A 19,191-nucleotide genomic window follows, 5' to 3' on the forward strand; every position below is an offset into this window, starting at 1 on the left:
GGGCACGGCAGAGGACCCCGCCGGCCGGTGGCCGGGGGGAGCGGGGGAGGGGAAGGGGCATGCGGGCCGCCCGGCGTTCTGCGCCGGGCGGCCCGATCAGGGGCGGGTCAGCAGGCGCCGACGAGGCGCCAGACGCCCCATTCGCCGGTGGTGCCGGGCTCCTCGCCCTGCGTCCACCACTGGGCTCGCCATTCGGAGCCGTTGTGGGAGACCACGTTGCCGCCGTTGTAGACGGTGCCGGAGGCCCAGGCGGGGGCGGTGCAGTCGCCGGGCGGGTTCGTCGGCGGGTCGGTGGGCGGGTCCGTCGGCGGGTTGGTGGGCCCGGTCCCGGGGCCCTGTGCCAGGCGGTCGGAGATGGTGTTCGCGAACGCGTAGCCGTTGGTGGCGTCCCAGTTGATGGACCAGGTCATCACGCCGCCGATGGGGCCGTACGGGGTGGCGGGGGAGAAGCTGCCGCAGTTGGTCCCGGCCTCCAGGCAGTCGAGGGCGCGGACGACCTGGCTCGGGGCCATGTGCCCGCCGCCGGCGGCGCGGGGCGTGGCCGGCAGCCCCAGGCCGACCTGGCTCGGGGCCAGGCCCATCTCCAGCTGGATGCAGGCCAGGGCGGCGACGAAGTCGGGCGTGCCCTGGGAGTAGACCTTCTGGTCGCAGCCCATCATCGTGCCGGAGTTGTAGTACTGCATGTTGACGATGGTGAGGATGTCGGAGATGTTCGACGCCAGCTGGTAGTACCCCATGGTGGGGGCCTGGAAGTCGATCGTCTGCGGCGCCATCGTGATGATCAGGTCGTTCCCGGCCTGGCCGTGCAGGTCGCGCAGCGCGTCCGTCATGTACTGGGCGTTGATGCCGTGCTCGAGGTCGATGTCGACGCCGTCGAACCCGTAGTCCTGCATCAGCGCGTACGTGGTGTCGGCGAAGTTCTGCGCCTGGGTCGGGTTGGAGACGATCACGTTCCCGCGCTCGCCGCCGACGGAGATGATCACCTTGCGGCCCTGGGCCTGGATGGCCGCGATGTCGGCGCGGAACTGCGCGTCGGTGTACCCGTCCAGTTCGCCGCTGGCCAGGTTGAACGTGATGCCGCCGGGGAGGCTCGGGTGGTTGTCGGCGAAGGCGACGGCGACGAGGTTGTACTCGGAGGGGATCTCCGACAGCGGCATGACGGTGGAGCCGTTGTCGAAGTTGTGCCAGTAGCCGGTCAGCCACTGCCCGTTCGCCTGCACGGCGGCCTCCTCTGCGGCCACGGTCTCGGCCTCGGTGGGGCCTGCGGGGAGCTGGGCGGCGCCGATGGCGAAGGCGGCGGTCAGGAGCGCGAAAGCCCCGGCCACCAGGGCTTTCGCCCGGGGGGAACGGCTTCGGTGACGGTTCATGGTCGGGGGGTTCCTTCCGTCGAGCGGGTGACGAAGGTCGGGGGATTGAATTGTTAAGAAACCTTAGAGTTGCCTTACCTGCGCGTCAATGCAATGGGAAGGAAAGCTTTCAGTTTTCTTCGGGGCCCGGTACCGAAAGGGACTCCATTCGTCCGCCTGGAATTCACCCGCTCTGGAACGGCCCGCCCTTGCTCTCGCCGAGGTCCATGTCCCTGCTGAGCGACTGGAAGACCGCGTGGTCGATGCGCCCTTCCCGGTAGAGCGCCCTCAGGGTGTCGCGGCGGGCGTCCAGGATCTGCGCGTGCACGGCCTTGACGCTCTCCGCCCGCTCGAACGCCGAGTCGTCCTCGTCCAGCAGCGCCTGCACCTCGCCCACCCGCCGGGAGTACGCGCTCCGCAGCGACTCCGCGGTCCCGGCGTCGACCTCCCCGGAGGTCTGGAGCTCGTCCACCTTGCTCAGCGCCGCGCAGCTCATCGCGTGGTCGGCGATCAGGAACTCCTTCCGGTGGGAGTCCCCGCCGCCCACCCCCAGCCTGCGCAGCACCAGGGGCAGGCTGAGCCCCTGGCCCATCAGCGTGCCCATCACCACCACCCCGGCGACGAAGATCAGCCCCCCGCGCTCGGTGAACGGCTCGCCCCCGACGGTCGCGGGCAGCGACAGCGCGATCGCCAGCGACACGGCGCCGCGCATCCCGCTCCACCCGATGACGACCCTCTCCCGGAAGGACGACACCTCCAGGTTGAGGAAGGGGATCACCCGTTGCAGCGGGATCACCGCCATCATCAGCCCCATCCGCAGGACTACCGCCGTGACCGTCACCAGCAGCGCCACCAGCACCAGCCGCGGGAACGAGTAGTGCTCGCGGACGGCTGTGATCACCGCGTCCAGCTGCAGGCCCAGCAGCACGAACAGCATGGACTCCAGCACCGCCACCAGGGTCTGCCACAGCGTCTGCGCGGTCACCCGCACCTTCGGCGGCAGCAGGCCCTCGCCCCGGGTGCCCAGCACGATCCCGGCCAGCGCCGCCGACAGCACCCCCGAGAAGCCCAGCATCTCCGAGGGGACGTAGGCCGCGAACGGGGTGATCAGCACGATCATCAGCTGGACGGAGGAGTCCTCGATCAGCCTGCGCGACCAGGCCACCAGCCACGCCACCAGCGCGCCGAACGCCAGCCCGCCCACCACGACCTTCGCCAGCTCCAGGACGCCCTCGGCCGGGGTCAGCGGATGCGACATCGCCGTCAGCGCCAGGCTGAACAGGGTGAGCGCGACCGCGTCGTTGATCAGCGACTCGCCCTCCAGGATCGTCAGCACCCGCCGGGGCGTGCCCACCCGCTTGAGGATCGCGGACGCCGCCACCGCGTCCGTCGGCGCGATCGCCGCCCCCAGGGCGATCGCCGCGGGCCAGCCCACCGCCGGGATGAGGAAGTAGACGACCGCGGCCAGCCCCAGCGCCGTCACCAGGGTCACCCCGACCGCCATGACCACGATCGGCCGGAGCAGCTCCCGGAAGTCCTTGGGGGAGGTGAAGAACGCGGCGTTGTAGATCAGCGGCGGCAGGAACACCAGCAGCACGATCTCGGGGGCGATCGTCAGCGAGTCCACGCCGGGCAGCAGCCCCAGCGCCATGCCCAGCACCACCAGGACGATCGCGTCCGGTATCCGCAGCCTCATGGCGATCAGCCGGCCGATGATCACCGCCACCACGACCACCAGCGTGCCGACCACGTACTCTTCGACGCCCATACCGCCGCCCCCTCGCCCGCACCCCCGTACGGCACCCCAGGATGCCCGCCGCACCGCGGCCGGGCCCCCGGCGACGCGCCGGGCGCCCCCGGTCGGGGCGGCCCGGAGGCGCCGCGGCCGCGAGGCCGGCGCTCGCCGGGGACCCGCGGCCGCGGCGCCGGGGACCGGCCTCAGCGGACCTCGATGAAGTCCTCCGGGTCGCGCGGCGGCCGCTCGCGCGGCGGCTCGGCGGCGTGCCCCACCGCGACCGCGCCCATCGGCCGCCAGTGGTCGGGCACCTCCAGCACCTCCCGCACCACGTCGGCGCAGAACATCGTGGAGGAGATCCAGGCCGAGCCCAGCCCCTCGACGGCCAGCCCCACCAGCAGCCCCTGCACCCCGGCGCCCATCGCCACGTGGAACATGGTCCGCTCGGCGTCGGCCCGCCGCTCGTCGGGATAGGCGTGCGCCCCGTCGGCCACCAGGAACGGCACCACCAGGTAGGGCGCCCCCCGCAGCACGTCGCCGCGCCGGGTGCGCCGGGCGATCGCGTCCTCGTCGAACCCGTCGCCGCGCAGGTCGGCCACCCACGCCTGGAGCATCGCGTCCAGCAGCCGCTTGCGCACCGGCGCCGACTCCACCAGGACGAACCGCCACGGCGTCGTGTGGTGCGGGGCGGGCGCGGTGATCGCCGCCGCCACCGCCCGGCGCACCGCCGCGGGGTCCACCGGGTCGTCGGTGAACGCGCGCACCGTGCGCCGGGCGGGCACCACGTCGCGCGAGCCGTACCGGAACAGGTCGGCGTCCGCCGTGCGCACCAGCGCCGCGGCCCCCGGCCCGTCCGCGTCGGTGACGACCGACAGGCCGCTGACCACCGCCACCGGCACACCGCTCGTCTTGCCCTTGACCAGCTCGCCGGCGGCGGCGATCTCGTCGGCGACCGCGTTGACGGTCGCCTCCATGAGGTTGCCGTGGGTGTCCGTCGTGCCCCGGAGGTCCTGCACCGGGTCCAGCCCGGCCGCGCCGATGGCCACGTCGGTCTGCCCGACCCGCCAGGGCCGCCCGAAGGTGTCGGAGACGATGACGCCCACCCGCACCCCCAGCCGCTCGCGCAGCCCGGCGCGCAGGGCGCGGGCCGACGCGTCGGAGTCCTCGGGGAGCAGCAGCACCGTGCCGGGTTCGACGTTGGAGGCGTCCACCCCGGCGGCGGCCATCACCAGCCCGTGCCGGGTCTGCACGATCCGGGTCCTCCCGGCCCGGGCCACCACCCGCACGGCCTCGGCGTCGACGGCGGCCTCCTTGGCCATCCGGCGCAGCCGCCCCTCGGCCTTGGCGACGATCTTGGAGGTGACCACCAGGACGTCGCCGTCGGCCAGCGGCTCCCCCGAGGCCTCGACGGCGTCCGCGATCAGCGCGACCAGGTCGGCGCCCGCGCCCACCTCCGGCAGGCCCGCCAGCCCGCGCACCCGCACACCGGTGCCCGCGTCCGCGCTCACTCGCCGCCGCCCTTGCGCCCGGCCAGCTCGCGGCCCAGGTCCAGGGCGGCCCGGGCGATGGCCTCGGTGGTCCGGAGGTCGCTCATGTACAGCGGGCGCGAGCGCACCTCGATCCCCTCGACCTCGGTCCCGGCGTCGGCCTCGTCCACCAGCCACCCGTCGAGCAGGTCGGCGCCCAGGTGGGCGGCGACCGCCCCGGCGCTCGTCTCCACACCGATCGCGTCCAGGCAGGCGTCGGCCATACCGCGCACCGGGGCGCCCCCGATGATGGGGGAGACGCCCACCACGGTCTTGGCGGCCAGCGCCTCCCTGATCCCGGGGATCCCCAGGACGGACCCCACGCTCACCACCGGGTTCGACGGCGGCAGGACCACGAGGTCGGCCTCGGCGATCGCCTCCAGCACCCCGGGCCCGGGCTTGGCGTCCTCCGCGCCCACGCTCACGATGCTCTGCGCGGGCACCGCCGCCCGGTGCCTGATCCACCACTCCTGGAAGTGGATCGCGCGCCTGCGCCCGTCCTCCTCGACGACCACGTGCGTCTCGACCTGGTCGTCGGTCATCGGCAGCAGCCGCACCCCGGGCCGCCACCGGTCGCACAGCGCCTCGGTGACCGCCGACAGCGGGTACCCCGCCGCGAGCATCTGGGACCGCACGATGTGGGTGGCGGTGTCCCGGTCGCCCAGGCCGAACCAGGTGGGGCGCATGCCGTAGGCGGCCAGCTCCTCCTTGACCGTGAAGGTCTCGTCGGCCCGCCCCCAGCCGCGCTCCTCGTCGATACCCCCGCCCAGGGTGTACATCACCGTGTCCAGATCCGGACATATCCTCAGTCCGAACAGAGTGATGTCGTCACCCGTGTTGCCGATGACGGTGATGGCGTTCGTGCTCTGCTCCTCCGGGACCGGGGAGTCGATTCCCAGGGCGGCCTTCAGGCCCCGAAGGAAGCGTGCTCCGCCGATACCACCGGCCGGTACGACTATCCGCATGCGTCCAAGTCTGGCAGGCTGGAAGCATGTACGGGTCGTCTGCCCCACCGTGGGCGCGACCCCGGCGTGACCGTACCGGTACCGCCGGTTCGCCGTTCGGCCGAACCCCGGTACCGTGGCCGCCGTCCCACTTTCACGGTCCGGTCCTCCGGCGTCCCCGTGTTCCGCGGCCGGGATCGACCGATTCCAACCGAACAGCCCGACGACAGAGCCACTCTTCCTCCCACGAGGGCGGCGACGAAGCAGCAGAGGGGAATCTCCCTTGAACAACGAAACACTGGAACGCCTGCGCCTACCCGCGGCGTGGGTCCTGATCGGTGCCGTCGGCGCCGGTGTGCTGGCGGGTTTCATCCGGTTGATAGCCGGATCGGGCTACCCGGGGTCCTTCGCCTCGGCGCTGGGGGGCGCGGGGGGCAACTTCTTCGGCCTGTCCGTCGTGGTCCTGCTCGCCGCCGCGGTGCTCCTGGTCCTCACCTCCGAGCGGACCCGGCCGGCGGCCTTCGGCGTCGTGCTGACCGCGCTCATCTTCTCCGGCCTGGGGCTGCTCTTCGCGCTCATCAACCTGATCACCGAGTTCATCGCCGCCAGTGAGATCGACGCGATCAGCCTCGGCTTCGCCGGCTTCCTGAGCACCCTGGGCCAGGGCGCGGTGCTGGGCATCTTCGCCTTCGCGCTGCTCAAGGCGTTCAACGACCCGAACCTGGTGCCGCGGGCCACCCCGCAGGCGCAGACCTACGGCGGCTACCCGCAGGCGTACGGCCAGCCCGGCTACCAGGACCCGACCATGACCGGCGGCCAGCCCGCGGCCGACCCCGCTCAGGCCGTCCCGGGCCAGGCGCAGCAGCAGGCGGCGTACGACCCGAACCAGTACGGCCAGGCGCAGGTCCAGCAGCACTACGCCACGGGCGCCCAGCAGTCCTACGCCCCGCAGCAGTCCTACGACACGTCGGGCCAGCAGGCGCAGGCCTACGACGCGTCCCAGGCGCAGCAGCCGCAGGCCGGGTACGACGCGAACCCGTACGGCCAGACGCAGGTGCAGCCGCAGTACGGCACCGGCGCCCAGCAGTCCTACGGCCAGGCGCAGTACGGCACCGACGCGTCCGGTCAGCAGGCGGCCTACGACCCCAACCAGTACGGCCAGGCCCAGCAGCAGTACGGCACCGACACGTCGGGCCAGGCGCAGCAGCCGCAGGCCGGGTACGACGCGAACCCGTACGGCCAGACGCAGGTGCAGCCGCAGTACGGCACCGACGCCTCGGGGCAGCAGCAGGGGTACGGCCAGGCCTACGACCCGTCCCAGTACGCCCCGCAGCAGGGCGAGCAGTCGGCCTCCGGCGAGCAGGCGGCCCAGGACGCCATCAACTACGGCTGGTACGGGCAGGGGCAGGCCCAGGGGCAGCCGTCCGAGAGTGGAGTTGAACCTTTCTTTAACTCCGGTGAGAACAACGCCACGGAGACGACCGACCAGGGCGGCTCCGGCTACGGAGACCAGTACGGCTCGGGCTCCGGATACGGCTCTGACCAGCAAGGACAGGGCGGTACCGGGGGCCAGCAGGGCTGGTACGGGGGCGAGGGCCAGCGCTGAACCCTCCGCGTGGGCCCCGAGCCCCCCGCCTCCTTGGAACGTCGTGAATTGCGTGGTAATCCGCAGAACGGACATGAACCGAGCAGCGTTGGCGCTTCGTTACATGATATTCAGTGGATTACCACGCAGGGCGCTTGACGAGTAGCACTGCGTCCACGTGTAATTTCAAGGTGGGATTCCGCCCGGCCCGGGGGACGAAATGGGTCGGGTCATCTATGGGGGGCAACAGGAGGTGCGCATGAGCGAGGTCATCCCGCTGGCGCACGGCTCGGATGAGGATCTGGGCTGGCAGGAACGCGCACTGTGCGCACAGACCGACCCGGAGGCGTTCTTCCCCGAGAAGGGCGGCTCGACCCGGGAGGCGAAGAAGGTCTGTCAGTCGTGCGACGTGCGCGCGGAGTGCCTGGAATACGCGCTCGAACACGATGAGCGGTTCGGTATCTGGGGGGGACTCTCCGAACGCGAGCGCCGAAGGCTGAAGAAAGCCGCCGGAGGGGATTTCGATTTCCTGGCGGACATGCTGTAGCAGGGCGCGCGCGTGAGGCGCGCCCGGGCCGCGAGCCCGGGCGCGCTTTTTTCATGTTCCCGACCGTTCAGGTCCAAAGTGAGGTTTGGCACGCAAGGCCCCGCAATGGCGAATAGGGGGATAAGTCGCCGGACGTCGGACCGGGGGCGAATAGGTACGCAATGGTGTGAGGTGGCGTAGGGTGATGTCCCGCACGCACCCGTGCCACCCCCGACCCGTGGTCGGGACCGGCGTGACCGCACGCCCACCGCCCCGGCGCCCCCGCCCTTCGGCCCGGCGCCCGGGAGGCCCGCCCCTTCCCTCGGAGAGAACCCACCACAGCCGTGCTCGACCTCGACTCAGCCCGACACGTCGTGACCGCGGTCATCGTGTCCCACGACGGGGCGCGCTGGCTGCCGGAGACCATGGCCGCGCTGCGCGCCCAGAGCCGCCCGGTGCAGCGCGCCGTGGCCGCCGACACCGGAAGCACCGACGGCGGCGTGGACGTCCTCCGCGAGTACCTGCCGCCGGACGCGGTCATCGGCCTGCCCTCCCGCACGGGCTACGGCGACGCGGTGCGCGCCGCCCTCGAACTGCCGCGCTCCACGTCGCCGGTCCACGGGTTCGACGAGGACGCCACCGAGTGGATCTGGCTCGTCCACGACGACCTCGCCCCCGAGGAGGACGCCCTCGCCCACCTCCTCGCCGCCGCCGACCGCGACCCGCGCGCCGCCGTCCTGGGCCCCAAGCTCCGCGACTGGTTCGACCGCCGCCTGCTGATCGAGGCCGGCGTGACCATCGACGGAGCGGGGCGCCGCGAGACCGGGCTGGAGCCGCGCGAGTTCGACCACGGCCAGCACGACGGAACCCGCCAGGTCCTGGCCGTGTCCAGCGCGGGCATGCTGGTCCGCCGCGACGTGTGGGAGCGCCTGGGCGGCTTCGACCGCGCCCTGCCGCTGTTCCGCGACGACATCGACCTCTGCTGGCGGGTGGGCGGCGCGGGGCTGCACGTCCTCATCGTCACCGAGGCCGTCGCCTACCACGCCGAGGCCTCCGCGCGCCGGCGGCGCCCCATCGGCGCCACCCGCAACCACCCGCGCCGGGTGGACCGCAGGCACGCCGTGTTCGTGCTGCTGGCCAACCTGCCCTTCGGCGGCATGCTCGCCGCGCTGCTGCGCAACTCCGTCGGGTCGCTGCTGCGCGTGATCATGTACCTGTTCATGAAGCAGCCCGCCAACGCCCTCGACGAGGCGGCCGCGATCACCCTGGTCTACCTGCGGCCGGACAAGCTGCTGCGGGCCCGCTTCCGGCGCCGGCGCGACCGCCGCCGCACCTACAGCGCGATCCGGCCCTACCTGGCGCGCGGTGTGGCGGCGCGCCAGTTCGCGGACTTCCTCACCGGGGTGCTCTCCGGCGAGCCGGTCATCGACACCGCGGGCCGCCACCAGGCCGTCACCACCGCCCCCGCCCCCGAGGACGAGGAGGCGCCCACCGACACCGGGGGCTTCCTGCGCCGGGTGGTGCTGCGGCCGGGCCCGCTGCTCGTCATCGCGCTGACGGTCGTCGCGCTCGTCGCCGAACGCTCCCTGCTCTTCGGCCCCCTGCTGGCCGGCGGCGCCCTGCCGCCCGTCGCGGGCGGCGCCGCCGACCTGTGGAACCTCTACCTGTCCGGGGCCCCCGACTCCGGTCTGGGCTCCGACGGCCCGGTCCCGCCCTACGTCGGGCTTCTGGCCCTGCTGTCCACGGCCGCCCTCGGCAAGCCCTGGATCGCGGTCTCCGTACTGCTGCTGGGCTCCGTGCCCCTGGCCGGCGCCACCGCCTACCTGCTCGCCCGCGAGGTGCTCGGCTACCGGCCCGCCCGCGTCTGGATGGCCGCCTCCTACGCGCTGCTGCCGGTCGCCACCGGCGCGATCGCCCAGGGGCGGCTGGGCACCGCCGTGGTCCACGTGCTCATGCCGGTCCTGGGCCTGCTGCTCATCCGCGTGGTGGCCATGCCGGCCAAGCACGCCCGGCGGGCCGCCTGGGGACTGGGCCTGGCCCTGGCCGCCGCCACCGCGTTCGTCCCCCTGGTGTGGCCGCTGGCACTGGTCACCGGCCTGCTGGTGGCGGCCGCCTTCGGGCACCTGGGCCGCCGCCTGTACGCCGACGTCGGCATCGCCCTGGGCGTCCCCCTGGTCATGCTCATGCCCTGGACCCTCGACCTGCTGCTGCACCCCTCCCAGTGGCTGCTGGAGGCCGGGCTGCACCGCCCCGAGCTGTCGGAGCCGGGCGCCACCCCCGAACAGCTGCTCATGCTCTCCCCGGGCGGACCCGGCGCGCCCCCGGTCTGGGTGACCGCCGGGCTGCTCGCCGCCGCCCTGTGCGCGCTGCTGCTCCTGCGCAACCGCGTCCTGGTCGCCGCCGGCTGGTCCCTGGCCGTGTTCGGGCTGCTCGTCGCGATCCTCACCTCCCGCCTGGTGGTCGAGCCCCACTTCGGCGGACCGCCCGCGGCGGTCTGGCCCGGCGTGGCGCTGACCTTCGCGGCCACGGCGGTGCTGCTGTCGGCGGCCACCGCCGCCCGCGCCTTCCGCACCATGCTGTCCCTGGGCGGCCTGCGCAGGGCCTTCGCCGTCGGCGTCGCACTCCTCGCCGTCGCCACACCCCTGGCCGGGGCGGGCGTGTGGATGTGGGAGGGCGTGGACGGACCGCTCACCTCGCGCGCCGCCCCGGTCCTGCCCGGCACCCTGGTCGGCGCCGGGGTCGGCCTGAGCGACGACGGCACCGAGCCGCGCACCCTCGTCGTCGCCCCGGACGGCGAGGGCGGTGTGGGCTACACCGTCGTCCGCGGCCGCGAACCCCGCCTGGGGGAGGAGCGCATCCGCCCCGACGACGCCTCCCGGGCGGCCGTGGACCGGGCCGTCGCCGAACTGGCCATCGGGCAGGGCGGAGACCGGCTGCGCGTCCTGGCCGACCACGGCATCCAGTACGTGCTCTACCCCCGGCCGCGGACCGGAACGCTCACCGACGTCACCATCGTGGACATGCTGGACGGCACCCCCGGGCTGATGCGGGAGTCGCTGTCCGACCGCTACGGCCTGTGGCGGCTGGCCGAGCCCACCGGGCGGCTGCGCGTGGTCTCCCAGGACGGGCTGGAGACGGAGCCGCTGCGGGTGAGCGGGCCCGGCCACGACTTCACCGCCCGGGTGGAGGAGGGCGGCACCGGGCGCCGCCTGGCCCTGGCGGAGACCGCCGGGAACGGCTGGCGGGCCAGCATCGGCGGCACCGAGCTGACCCCGGCCGAGGGGCAGGGCGGGACCCAGGCCTGGGAGCTCCCGGCGCAGGGGGGCGAGCTCCGGGTGTGGCACACCGACCACGTGCACACCGCCTGGGTGGCCACCCAGGGCGTGCTGCTGCTCGTCGTCGCGGTCCTGGCCGCCCCCGGCGTGCGGACCGAGGAGGACGCCCGGCTCATCGAGTCCACCCCTGCCCCCCGGCCCCGCCGCCCGGCGGGGCTGCGCGTACCGCGCCGCGGCCGCCGAGGCTCCCGGGCGCGCACCGCGCCCGGGGCCGACCCGGGGACCGACGCCGGGGAGCCGTCCCCGGACGGGGAGGCGGAGGAGCCCCCCACCGGCGAGTTCCCCGCCGGTGAGTTCGCCACAGGGGAGCCCGCCACCGGCGAGTTCGCCGTCACCGACACCGGGTCGATCCGAGCGGTGCGCGGCCGCCGCCGCGGCACCCGCCGCAAGGGGCGGCGCCGGGCCGGTTCCGCGCGGGACGGCGCGGTCCCCGACACCGGTGCCGCCGGTGACGAGAGGGAGGAGTAGGCCGTGCGACTGATCGTGGAGAACCGGTTCGCGCTGTTCGGGCTGGTCGCGCTGGCCCTGGCCGCGCTGTTCGGCATCGCCGTGGCGGTCCGGCCGGTGACCGCCGAACTGGGCGTCACCGGCCCCGGGACCGCCCGCCCCTCCCACACGCTGCGGGTCTGCCCGGCACCGCACGACGAGGACGCCGACAGTTCCGTCGCCGCGTTCGCGCCCCGGGTCAGCCGCGACGACACCGGCGGCCTGTGGGCCGTCCCGGTCCCGCCCGCCGCCGAGGACGAGGACACGGACGCGGACGGGGGCACGGCGGGGCGGGACGGCTCCGACGCGCAGAGCACCTCCACCGGCACCAGCGGCGCCCCCGACCCCGACATGCTCCTGGGCGAGGAGCTGACCGAACCCGGCAGCGTGTGGGGGGTCGACACCTCCGGCGCCGCCGAGCCGACCGCCGTCCACGCCCGGGGCTCGCTCGCCTCCGGCCTGGAGTCGGCCCAGATCACCGTCGCCTCCGACGGCGTCACCGAGGTGCGCTGCGCCGAGCCCTCGGTGAGCACCTGGTTCGCCCTGCCCGGCGGCGGCGACTCCGAGGGCGTCCGGCTGGAGCGGATCACCGTCCACCTCGCCAACCCCGAGACCTCCAGGGCCACCGCCAGCCTGGACATCCACACCAGCGGCGGGCCGTCCTACTCCCTCGACAGCCGGGGCATCTCCCTGCTGCCCGGTCAGTCCACCGAACTGGACATCACCGAACTGGCACAGAGCATCGGCGGGATCGGCGTGCAGGTGCGCACCAGCACCGGCCGGGTCGCCGCCTCGCTGCTCGCCGAGCACGTCGAGGGGCACACCGACTGGGTCCCGCCCACCGCGGCCCCCGCACGCGAGCACGTGATCCCGGGCGTCCCGGGCGGCGGCGGGCGGCGCCACCTGGTCGTCACCGCCCCGGGCGAGGAGCCCGCCCGGGTGCGCGTCCACGTCATCGGGCCCGGCGACGGATCCGGGCAGGCCGGGGAGGGATCCGGAGAGGACGGCGAGGACGACGCCGCGGCGGCCGAGGGCACCCCGGACGACCCGCTGGAGCTGCGGGTCCCGCCCGCCGCCTCCGCCCGGGTCAGCCTGGACGCCGCCCTGGCCGGGCGGGCCGGCGCGGTCGTGGTGGAGTCCGACGTGCCCGTGGTCGCCGGGGTGGCCGCCGAGTCCACCGGCGACGACCCCGACGAGATCCTGGAGACCGCCTACACCGCGGCCGTGCCGCCGCTGTCGTTCCCGCTGGACACCACGGCGGTGCTGCCCGACTCCCCGGAGGGCACCACGACCCGGCTCGTGCTCACGGCCCCGGAGGGCGACGTCCGGCTGATGGCCACCCCGGTCGGGGCCGACGGAACCCAGGGCGACGCGGTCCGCACCGAGGTCGCCGCGGGCACCACGGCCGTGTTCGGCGGGGACGGCGAGGGCTGGACGGCACCGGAGGGGACCGACCCCGCGGACGGCTACACGGTCCGCCTGGACCTGCTGGAGGGCTCGGGGCCGCTGTACGCGGCCCGGATCCTCACCGCCGACGGCGACGCCCTCGGCGCGCTGCCGGTGCGCCCGGCGCCGGTGGAGGTGGCCCTGCCGGTCGTGCGCGACACGATGGTGGGCCTGGTGCCCTGAGCGGCGCGGGCCGGGGGCCCGGCGGCGGCCTCCACCGTCCGCCTCCGGGACCGGGCCCCGGGCGGTCCGGTCAGTTCTCGGGGTCGACCGACTCCGGTTCCACGCCGAGCAGGTTGGCGACCTCCTCGACCACGGTCTCGTGGACGAGGAGGGCCATCTCCTCCGGGTCCTTGGTCCGGATCTCCAGCGGACGCCGGTACACCACGATGCGGGCCCGGCCCGAGGGATCGGTCTCCAGTCGGGAGAAGGGGATCGCCTCGGTCAGGGGGCCCCGGGGCGGAACCGGTGGGACGTCCTCCACGAGGAAGTCGACGTTCGCCAGTTCGCGCGCCCACAACCGCTCCAGGCGTTCGACCGCGTCCAGCACGAGGTCGTCGAACGCCTGCGCACGGCTGCGGAACACCGGCAGGTCGGAGGGCACGAGAGGACCGCGGATGCCTCGGCCGCGGCGGTCCCGGCGTCGCACTCGGTCAGGTTGGCCATGGGAAGGGCGCACTCGTCGCACACTTCGAGACTAAGCCATCACGGGCGCCTCGCGTAGCCCCGCGGGCGCGCCGATCGGCCGGCCCCCCGAACCGCCCCGGCGGAACGCGCGTCCGGCACCGGTATCGCGTTGGACACCACGAAACAGACCAGGTCGTGGAACGATGCTGGCGTGTCCCTCAGTAAAGGCATACAGTCGAACGCTGTGAGCCCTGTTCGACGCTGCTCCCGAACCGCCTGCCGGCAGCCCGCCGTCTTCACGCTCACGTACGTCTACGCCGACTCGACGGCCGTCCTCGGACCGCTCGCCGCCTACGTGGAACCGCACTGCTACGACCTCTGCGCCATGCACGCCGACCGCCTGACGGCGCCGCGCGGCTGGGAGGTCGTCCGGCTCCCCGTCGAGACGGTGGGCGGAGGTCCCGGAAGCGACGACCTGGAGGCCCTCGCGGACGCCGTACGTGAGGCGGCGCGCCCGCCGGCCCGCCCGGCCGACGACGCCGACGGCCCCGACGGCATGCGCCGCGGACACCTGCGGGTCGTCCGCTCCGACCCCTCCCGGCCGGACCCCCGGCCCTGAGCGGCCGGCGCGCCCTCGTACCGGGGGGCCGCCGCGCCCCTTGCTAGGTTGGTACCGCGCGCGGGCGTGCCCGTGCGGCATGACCATTCGGAGCAGGACCGATCCGGCCGGAGAAGACGTGGCAGACCTCGCAGGCATCTTCAAGGCATACGACGTACGCGGTGTGATCCCCGACACCCTCGACGCGGACATCTCCCGGGCGATCGGGGCGGCCTTCGCCCGGACCGTCGGCGGACCGGCGGTCGTGGTCGCCCACGACATGCGCCCCTCCTCGCCGGAGCTGGCCCGCGCCTTCGCCGACGGGGTCACCTCGCAGGGCGTCGACGTGGTCTTCGCCGGACTGGGCTCCACCGACCTGCTGTACTACGGCTCCGGCGCGCTCGACCTGCCCGGCGCGATGTTCACCGCCAGCCACAACCCCGCCCAGTACAACGGCATCAAGATGTGCCGGGCCGGGGCCGCCCCCATCAGCGCCGAGACCGGCCTGGCCGAGATCCGCCGGCTGGCCGAGGAGGGCGTGCCCGCCCACGACGGCCCGGCCGGCACGGTCACCGAGAAGGACCTGCTCGCCGGGTACGCCGACCACCTGCGCACCCTGGTGGACCTGTCCGGGATCCGGCCGCTCAAGGTCGTCGTGGACGCGGGCAACGGCATGGGCGGCCACACCGTCCCCGCCGTCCTGGAGCAGGGCCTGCCGCTGGAGATCGTGCCGCTCTACTTCGAGCTCGACGGCACCTTCCCCAACCACCCGGCCAACCCCCTGGACCCGGCCAACATCGTCGACCTCCAGAAGAAGGTCCGTGAGACCGGCGCGGACATCGGCCTGGCCTTCGACGGCGACGCCGACCGCTGCTTCGTCGTGGACGAGAACGGCGACGCCGTGCCGCCCTCGGCGATCACCGCCCTGGTCGCGGTGCAGGAGCTGGCCCGGGACCCCGGCGCGACGGTCATCCACAACCTCATCACCTCGCACGCCGTGCCCGAGATCGTCCGCGAGCACGGCGGCGTCCCGGTGCGCACCCGCGTGGGCCACTCCTACATCAAGGCCACCATGGCCGAGACCGGCGCGGTGTTCGGCGGCGAGCACTCCGCCCACTACTACTTCCGCGACTTCTGGAAGGCCGACACCGGCATGCTCGCCGCCATGCACGTCCTGCGCGTGCTGGGCTCCGACGAGCGGCCGCTGTCGGAGATCACCGCCGAGTACTCGCGCTACGCCGCCTCGGGCGAGATCAACTCCGAGGTCGCCGACGCCGCCGACCGCACGGCCGCGGTGCGCGACGCGTTCGCCGGGCGCGAGGGCGCCGAGGTCGACGAGCTGGACGGCCTGACCGTCACGCTGCCCGACGGCTCCTGGTTCAACCTGCGGGCCTCCAACACCGAGCCGCTGCTGCGGCTCAACGTCGAGGCCCCGGACGCGGCCGCGGTCGACGCCCTGCGCGACGAGGTGCTGGCCATCGTCCGCTCCTGAGAGGGGGCATGATGGAGGGGTGGGACGTTCGGCCGTCCCGCCCCGCACGACGAGGAACGAGGACCATGAGCACGAAGATCGACGGCTGGCTGCTGGAGATCCTGGCCTGCCCGCAGAGCCAGGCGCCGCTGCGCCACGACCCCGAGACCGACGAGCTGGTCTGCGACGAGAGCGGTCTGGCCTACCCGATCCGGGACGGCATCCCCGTCCTGCTGGTCGACGAGGCCCGCAAGATCGGCTGACGGTGTCCCGGACGGGGAAGGGACCGAATTCATGTCGGACCCTTATGGAACGTTATGGGCATTCCGGTAGTCATAGCGGGTGCGACGAAGTGAGAGACTTCGTCTCCGGGGGGTGACGGACGCACCGTCCCATACCCCCGCAAGCCGTACCCTGTTCGTGCCCACCCCGTCCAACACGACCTCCCTGGAGGACACCGATGCCCGGTCCCGAACCGCTACAGCCGAGCGATCCCTCCGCGTTCGGCGATTACAGCGTGACCGGACGCCTGGGCAAGGGCGGCCAGGGCATCGTGTACCTGGCCGAGGACCCGCAGGGCGAGGAGTACGCGGTCAAGGTCCTCAACGACCAGTGGTCCCGCGACAGCGACCTGCGCAAGCGGTTCGAGAAGGAGGTCCGCGCCGCGCAGAAGGTCGCCTCCTTCTGCACCGCCGCGATCATCGACGCGCAGCTCGACAGCGACCCGCCCTACGTGGTCAGCGAGTTCGTGCCCGGCAAGGACCTCCAGGAGACGGTCGCCAAGGGCGCCCCGCTGCGCGGCTCGGCGCTGCAGCGGCTCGCGGTCTCCACCGCCACCGCGCTCGTGGCCATCCACAAGGCCGGGATCGTCCACCGCGACTTCAAGCCCGGCAACGTGCTGCTGGGCCCGGACGGGCCCCGCGTCATCGACTTCGGCATCGCCCGGGTCGACGACGGCACCGCCACCATGACCAACTCGATCGTCGGCACGCCCTCCTACATGGCGCCCGAGCAGATCGAGGGGCGCGGCATCACCGACAAGTGCGACGTCTTCGCCTGGGGCTGCGTCATCGCGTTCGCCTCCAGCGGGCGTGCGCCGTTCGGCTCCGACACCGTCCCGGCGGTCGTGCACCGGGTCATCAGCGCCCCGCCGGACATCGACGGCGTCGACGATGCCCTGCGCCCCATCGTCGCGGCCTGCCTGAACAAGGACCCCGCCCAGCGGCCCACCGCCCAGAAGCTCCTCATGCGCCTGCTCGGCCACGAGGACGCCGACGAGGCCCCCTCCACCGAGGACGCCCTCAAGCAGGGCGAGCAGATCGCCCAGACCGGCCTCATCCCGCAGGGGCAGATGCCGGTGCGCCCGCAGACCGGGCCCCAGGGCGGGTTCGGCCACGGCCACCCCGGCACCTCCAACCCGCGGCCCGGCATGGGCCTGCCGGGGCACCCCGGGACGTCCAACCCCCAGCATGGCATGGGCGTGCCCGGCCACCCCGGCTACCCGCACCCGGGCACCTCCAACCCGCGGCCCGGCATGGGCCTGCCGGGGCACCCCGGGACGTCCAACCCCCAGCACGGCATGGGCGTGCCCGGCCACCCCGGCGCCTCCGGCCCGCGGCCGGTCGGCCCCTACCCGCAGGGGCCCCAGCCGCAGTTCGGCAACCCGCTGGTCACGGGCAACCCCAACCAGACCTACGGGGGACCGGCGCAGCAGCCGCCCGCCGAGGAGTCGATCCTCCAGCAGAGCTGGGTGATCCCGGCGGTCCTCATGACGATCCTCATCCTCGTCCTGCTGCTGGTCCTCATCGTCGTCTCCTGAACGTGAGCGCCCGCGGGGCCCGGCACCGCGCGGTGCCGGGCCCCACGGGCGTCCGCGGCCCTCAGACGCGGGTGAGCCCGCCCAGCGCCAGGGACACCCCCTCGTCCACCAGGTCGCGGATCCGCGGCCAGCGGTCGTCCACGCAGTCGGCGGGCATCAGGGTCACGGCCTCGGCGCCCGAGATGCCGGGAACGTCGCGCACCCCGTCCGGATCGGTCAGCCGCCCGTCCACGGTGACCGCCAGCACCCCCGTCCGGGGGCGGCCGATCTCCTGCACCACCACCACGAGCGACAGCGTCGTGTCCTCCACCGTCAGCTCCAGCGCCGTCCACCAGTGAGCGGCGCCCGGGGTGAGCACGGCCCGCCCCGCCTCGGAGAGGCCCTCCGCCCCGGCGCCGGAGTCGTGGCCGCCGGTGCGGACCACGGCGCGCGCCGCGGGGTCCAGGCCGCGCAGGATGAGGCCCACCGACTCCCGGTGCGAGCGCAGGTGGTCCGTCACCCGGCGGCGGGTCACCGCGGCCAGGGGCGGCACCGGCTCCCCGGGGTCGGGTGCGGTCCCCGGCGGCGTCCAGCTCAGCTCGTCGCGCAGCGCCGCCGTGACGGCCCGGGCCAGCGCCGAAACGGTCGGCGCCGGGCCCTCGTCGGAGTCCGGGCCGGGCACCGCGGGCGGGTGCACCGGCGGCACCGGCGGCAGGTCCGCGCGGCGCAGCACCAGCGCGGCCACCAGCCACGGCAGCAGCCGCGGGGCCTCGTTCCCGTGGTCCAGTTCGGTGACGGCCGCCAGCGTCTCGGCGTAGGTGTGCGCCGCGCGGACCAGGGGGTGGCCCGGGACCGCCGCGGGGGCGGCCACGGCGCGGGCCCGGTCGTACTCGACCAGGGGCGCGGCCGGGGCGCGGAAAGCGCCCGGGTCGGGCAGGGAGTGGACGCGGTCGGCGAGTTCGAGCACGTAGTCGGGGTCGAGCGTGCGGCCGCCCATCCCCTCCGCCAGCGCCGACTCCAGGTACTCGGCCAGGGGCCCGCCGACCCCGGCCCCCTCGATCCGGGACCGGACCAGGGACCGGCGCGCGGCCTCGCGCGCCTCCCGGGGCTGGGCCTGCCGGTGACCGGACCAGATCCGGCGCAGCCGGTCGACGTCGGTCAGCTCTTCGCGCACGCGGTCGGGGAGCCGCTCCGGGTCCGCACTCAGGCGTAGGGTATCCACGCTCTCTCCGTAGCCCGTGGGCGCTCCGGTGAAACCTGCCCGATGGCCCCTTGACCGGGCACCCGGGCCCGCCGGTACGGCGCGGCGGCTCCGACCTGCGCGATCAGGGGCGCCGGCCCAGCAGGCGCATCGCCTTCTGCTTCTCGAAGTCCAGGGCGCGGGCCGGCGCCGGGGCCAGCCGCCCCAGCCGCTCCCCGTGGGCGCGCACCCGCGCCAGCACCTCCGGCTCGGACAGCACGCGCAGCGCGAACGCCAGCGCGGCCGGGGGGATGTCGAACTCCCGCTCCAGCTCCAGGCCGGTCGCGATGGTCCGCACGTCCTCCTCGGTGAACCGGCGGTGCCGGTGCCCCCGCCCCGTAGGCTGCTCCTGGGTGCGGGGCAGCAGCCCCAGCCCCTCCCGGTACCGGAGCATGCGCGGGGTCGTCCCCACCCGTTCGGCGGCGGCCGAGATGGGCATCGGAACGCCGTACGCGGCGGAGGTGTCGTGCAGGGCCATGCCGACGACCCTAACCGAGCCCGCCGCCCATACCGGCGCAACCTGACACC

15 protein-coding genes are annotated in these 19,191 nt (G+C 74.2%); 8 read left to right on the plus strand and 7 right to left on the minus strand.

Translation table 11 applies throughout. The annotated features are described in order from the left end of the window. Nucleotides 1–107 precede the first annotated feature (107 nt). The 4 genes from K1J57_RS15090 to cofD form a co-directional block, all read right to left on the minus strand. Nucleotides 108–1,367 carry a glycosyl hydrolase family 18 protein gene (locus K1J57_RS15090; protein WP_220565038.1) on the minus strand — a complete coding sequence of 420 codons (1,260 nt, stop codon included), beginning with the start codon at nt 1,365–1,367 and terminating at the stop codon, nt 108–110. 163 nt (nt 1,368–1,530) lie between these two features. Beyond that, nucleotides 1,531–3,114: a Na+/H+ antiporter gene (locus tag K1J57_RS15095; protein WP_220565039.1), complete on the minus strand. Its 1,584-nt coding sequence runs from the start codon at nt 3,112–3,114 to the stop codon at nt 1,531–1,533. A gap of 170 nt (nt 3,115–3,284) precedes the next feature. Beyond that, nucleotides 3,285–4,589 (minus strand): coenzyme F420-0:L-glutamate ligase, encoded by a 1,305-nt coding sequence (locus tag K1J57_RS15100; RefSeq protein WP_220565040.1) that lies wholly within the window; start codon nt 4,587–4,589, stop codon nt 3,285–3,287. Beyond that, a complete protein-coding gene (gene cofD, locus K1J57_RS15105) occupies nt 4,586–5,572 on the minus strand; it encodes a 2-phospho-L-lactate transferase (RefSeq protein WP_220565041.1) in 987 nt (328 codons plus the stop codon). The genes K1J57_RS15100 and cofD overlap by 4 nt, the downstream gene beginning before the upstream one ends. 262 nt (nt 5,573–5,834) lie before the next feature. Here cofD and K1J57_RS15110 point away from each other — a divergent pair, with 262 nt between their 5' ends. From K1J57_RS15110 to K1J57_RS15125, 4 genes are all read left to right on the plus strand, one after another. After that, nucleotides 5,835–7,157 (plus strand): hypothetical protein, encoded by a 1,323-nt coding sequence (locus K1J57_RS15110; RefSeq protein ID WP_220565042.1) that lies wholly within the window; start codon nt 5,835–5,837, stop codon nt 7,155–7,157. A gap of 238 nt (nt 7,158–7,395) precedes the next feature. Continuing rightward, complete coding sequence (locus tag K1J57_RS15115; protein WP_211715498.1) at nt 7,396–7,683, plus strand: WhiB family transcriptional regulator; 288 nt, start codon at nt 7,396–7,398, stop codon at nt 7,681–7,683. Between the two features lie 323 nt (nt 7,684–8,006). Beyond that, entirely contained in the window at nt 8,007–11,465 is a 3,459-nt protein-coding gene (locus K1J57_RS15120) for a glycosyltransferase family 2 protein (protein WP_220565043.1), read from the plus strand. Between the two features lie 3 nt (nt 11,466–11,468). Further along, nucleotides 11,469–13,112: a DUF5719 family protein gene (locus K1J57_RS15125; protein WP_220565044.1), complete on the plus strand. Its 1,644-nt coding sequence runs from the start codon at nt 11,469–11,471 to the stop codon at nt 13,110–13,112. A 70-nt stretch (nt 13,113–13,182) separates the two neighbouring features. Here K1J57_RS15125 and K1J57_RS15130 read toward each other — a convergent pair whose 3' ends face one another. Further along, on the minus strand, nt 13,183–13,533 hold the full coding sequence (locus tag K1J57_RS15130) for a metallopeptidase family protein (RefSeq protein ID WP_255647077.1): 351 nt from the start codon (nt 13,531–13,533) through the stop codon (nt 13,183–13,185). Between the two features lie 267 nt (nt 13,534–13,800). Here K1J57_RS15130 and K1J57_RS15135 point away from each other — a divergent pair, with 267 nt between their 5' ends. The 4 genes from K1J57_RS15135 to K1J57_RS15150 all read left to right on the plus strand — a co-directional run bounded on the left by K1J57_RS15135 (nt 13,801) and on the right by K1J57_RS15150 (nt 17,444). Next, nucleotides 13,801–14,175: a DUF3499 domain-containing protein gene (locus K1J57_RS15135; RefSeq protein ID WP_220565046.1), complete on the plus strand. Its 375-nt coding sequence runs from the start codon at nt 13,801–13,803 to the stop codon at nt 14,173–14,175. A gap of 118 nt (nt 14,176–14,293) precedes the next feature. Further along, a complete protein-coding gene (locus K1J57_RS15140; protein ID WP_220565047.1) occupies nt 14,294–15,646 on the plus strand; it encodes a phosphomannomutase/phosphoglucomutase in 1,353 nt (450 codons plus the stop codon). A 65-nt stretch (nt 15,647–15,711) separates the two neighbouring features. Then, nucleotides 15,712–15,888, plus strand: coding sequence for a Trm112 family protein (locus tag K1J57_RS15145; protein WP_013154764.1), 177 nt, complete (start codon nt 15,712–15,714; stop codon nt 15,886–15,888). A 197-nt stretch (nt 15,889–16,085) separates the two neighbouring features. After that, nucleotides 16,086–17,444 (plus strand): serine/threonine-protein kinase, encoded by a 1,359-nt coding sequence (locus K1J57_RS15150; RefSeq protein WP_220565048.1) that lies wholly within the window; start codon nt 16,086–16,088, stop codon nt 17,442–17,444. Nucleotides 17,445–17,505: 61 nt separating this feature from the next. On the opposite strand, the gene K1J57_RS15155 is transcribed toward K1J57_RS15150, so the two are convergent. Both K1J57_RS15155 and K1J57_RS15160 read right to left on the minus strand, forming a co-directional pair. Next, nucleotides 17,506–18,645: a hypothetical protein gene (locus K1J57_RS15155; RefSeq protein WP_220565049.1), complete on the minus strand. Its 1,140-nt coding sequence runs from the start codon at nt 18,643–18,645 to the stop codon at nt 17,506–17,508. A 103-nt stretch (nt 18,646–18,748) separates the two neighbouring features. Continuing rightward, entirely contained in the window at nt 18,749–19,141 is a 393-nt protein-coding gene (locus tag K1J57_RS15160; RefSeq protein WP_220565050.1) for a MerR family transcriptional regulator, read from the minus strand. Between the last annotated feature and the right edge of the window lie 50 nt (nt 19,142–19,191).

This window comes from Nocardiopsis sp. MT53 (genome assembly GCF_019598965.1).
GTDB lineage: Bacteria > Actinomycetota > Actinomycetes > Streptosporangiales > Streptosporangiaceae > Nocardiopsis > Nocardiopsis changdeensis.

Excerpts from the sequence above, each read along its gene's own strand:
- K1J57_RS15115 (WP_211715498.1), top strand. The coding sequence starts at position 7,396 with ATGAGCGAGGTCATCCCGCTGGCGCACGGCTCGGATGAGGATCTGGGC.
- K1J57_RS15160 (WP_220565050.1), bottom strand. The coding sequence starts at position 19,141 with ATGGCCCTGCACGACACCTCCGCCGCGTACGGCGTTCCGATGCCCATC.
- cofD (WP_220565041.1), bottom strand. The coding sequence starts at position 5,572 with ATGCGGATAGTCGTACCGGCCGGTGGTATCGGCGGAGCACGCTTCCTT.
- K1J57_RS15095 (WP_220565039.1), bottom strand. The coding sequence starts at position 3,114 with ATGGGCGTCGAAGAGTACGTGGTCGGCACGCTGGTGGTCGTGGTGGCG.
- K1J57_RS15090 (WP_220565038.1), bottom strand. The coding sequence starts at position 1,367 with ATGAACCGTCACCGAAGCCGTTCCCCCCGGGCGAAAGCCCTGGTGGCC.
- K1J57_RS15145 (WP_013154764.1), top strand. The coding sequence starts at position 15,712 with ATGAGCACGAAGATCGACGGCTGGCTGCTGGAGATCCTGGCCTGCCCG.
- K1J57_RS15150 (WP_220565048.1), top strand. The coding sequence starts at position 16,086 with ATGCCCGGTCCCGAACCGCTACAGCCGAGCGATCCCTCCGCGTTCGGC.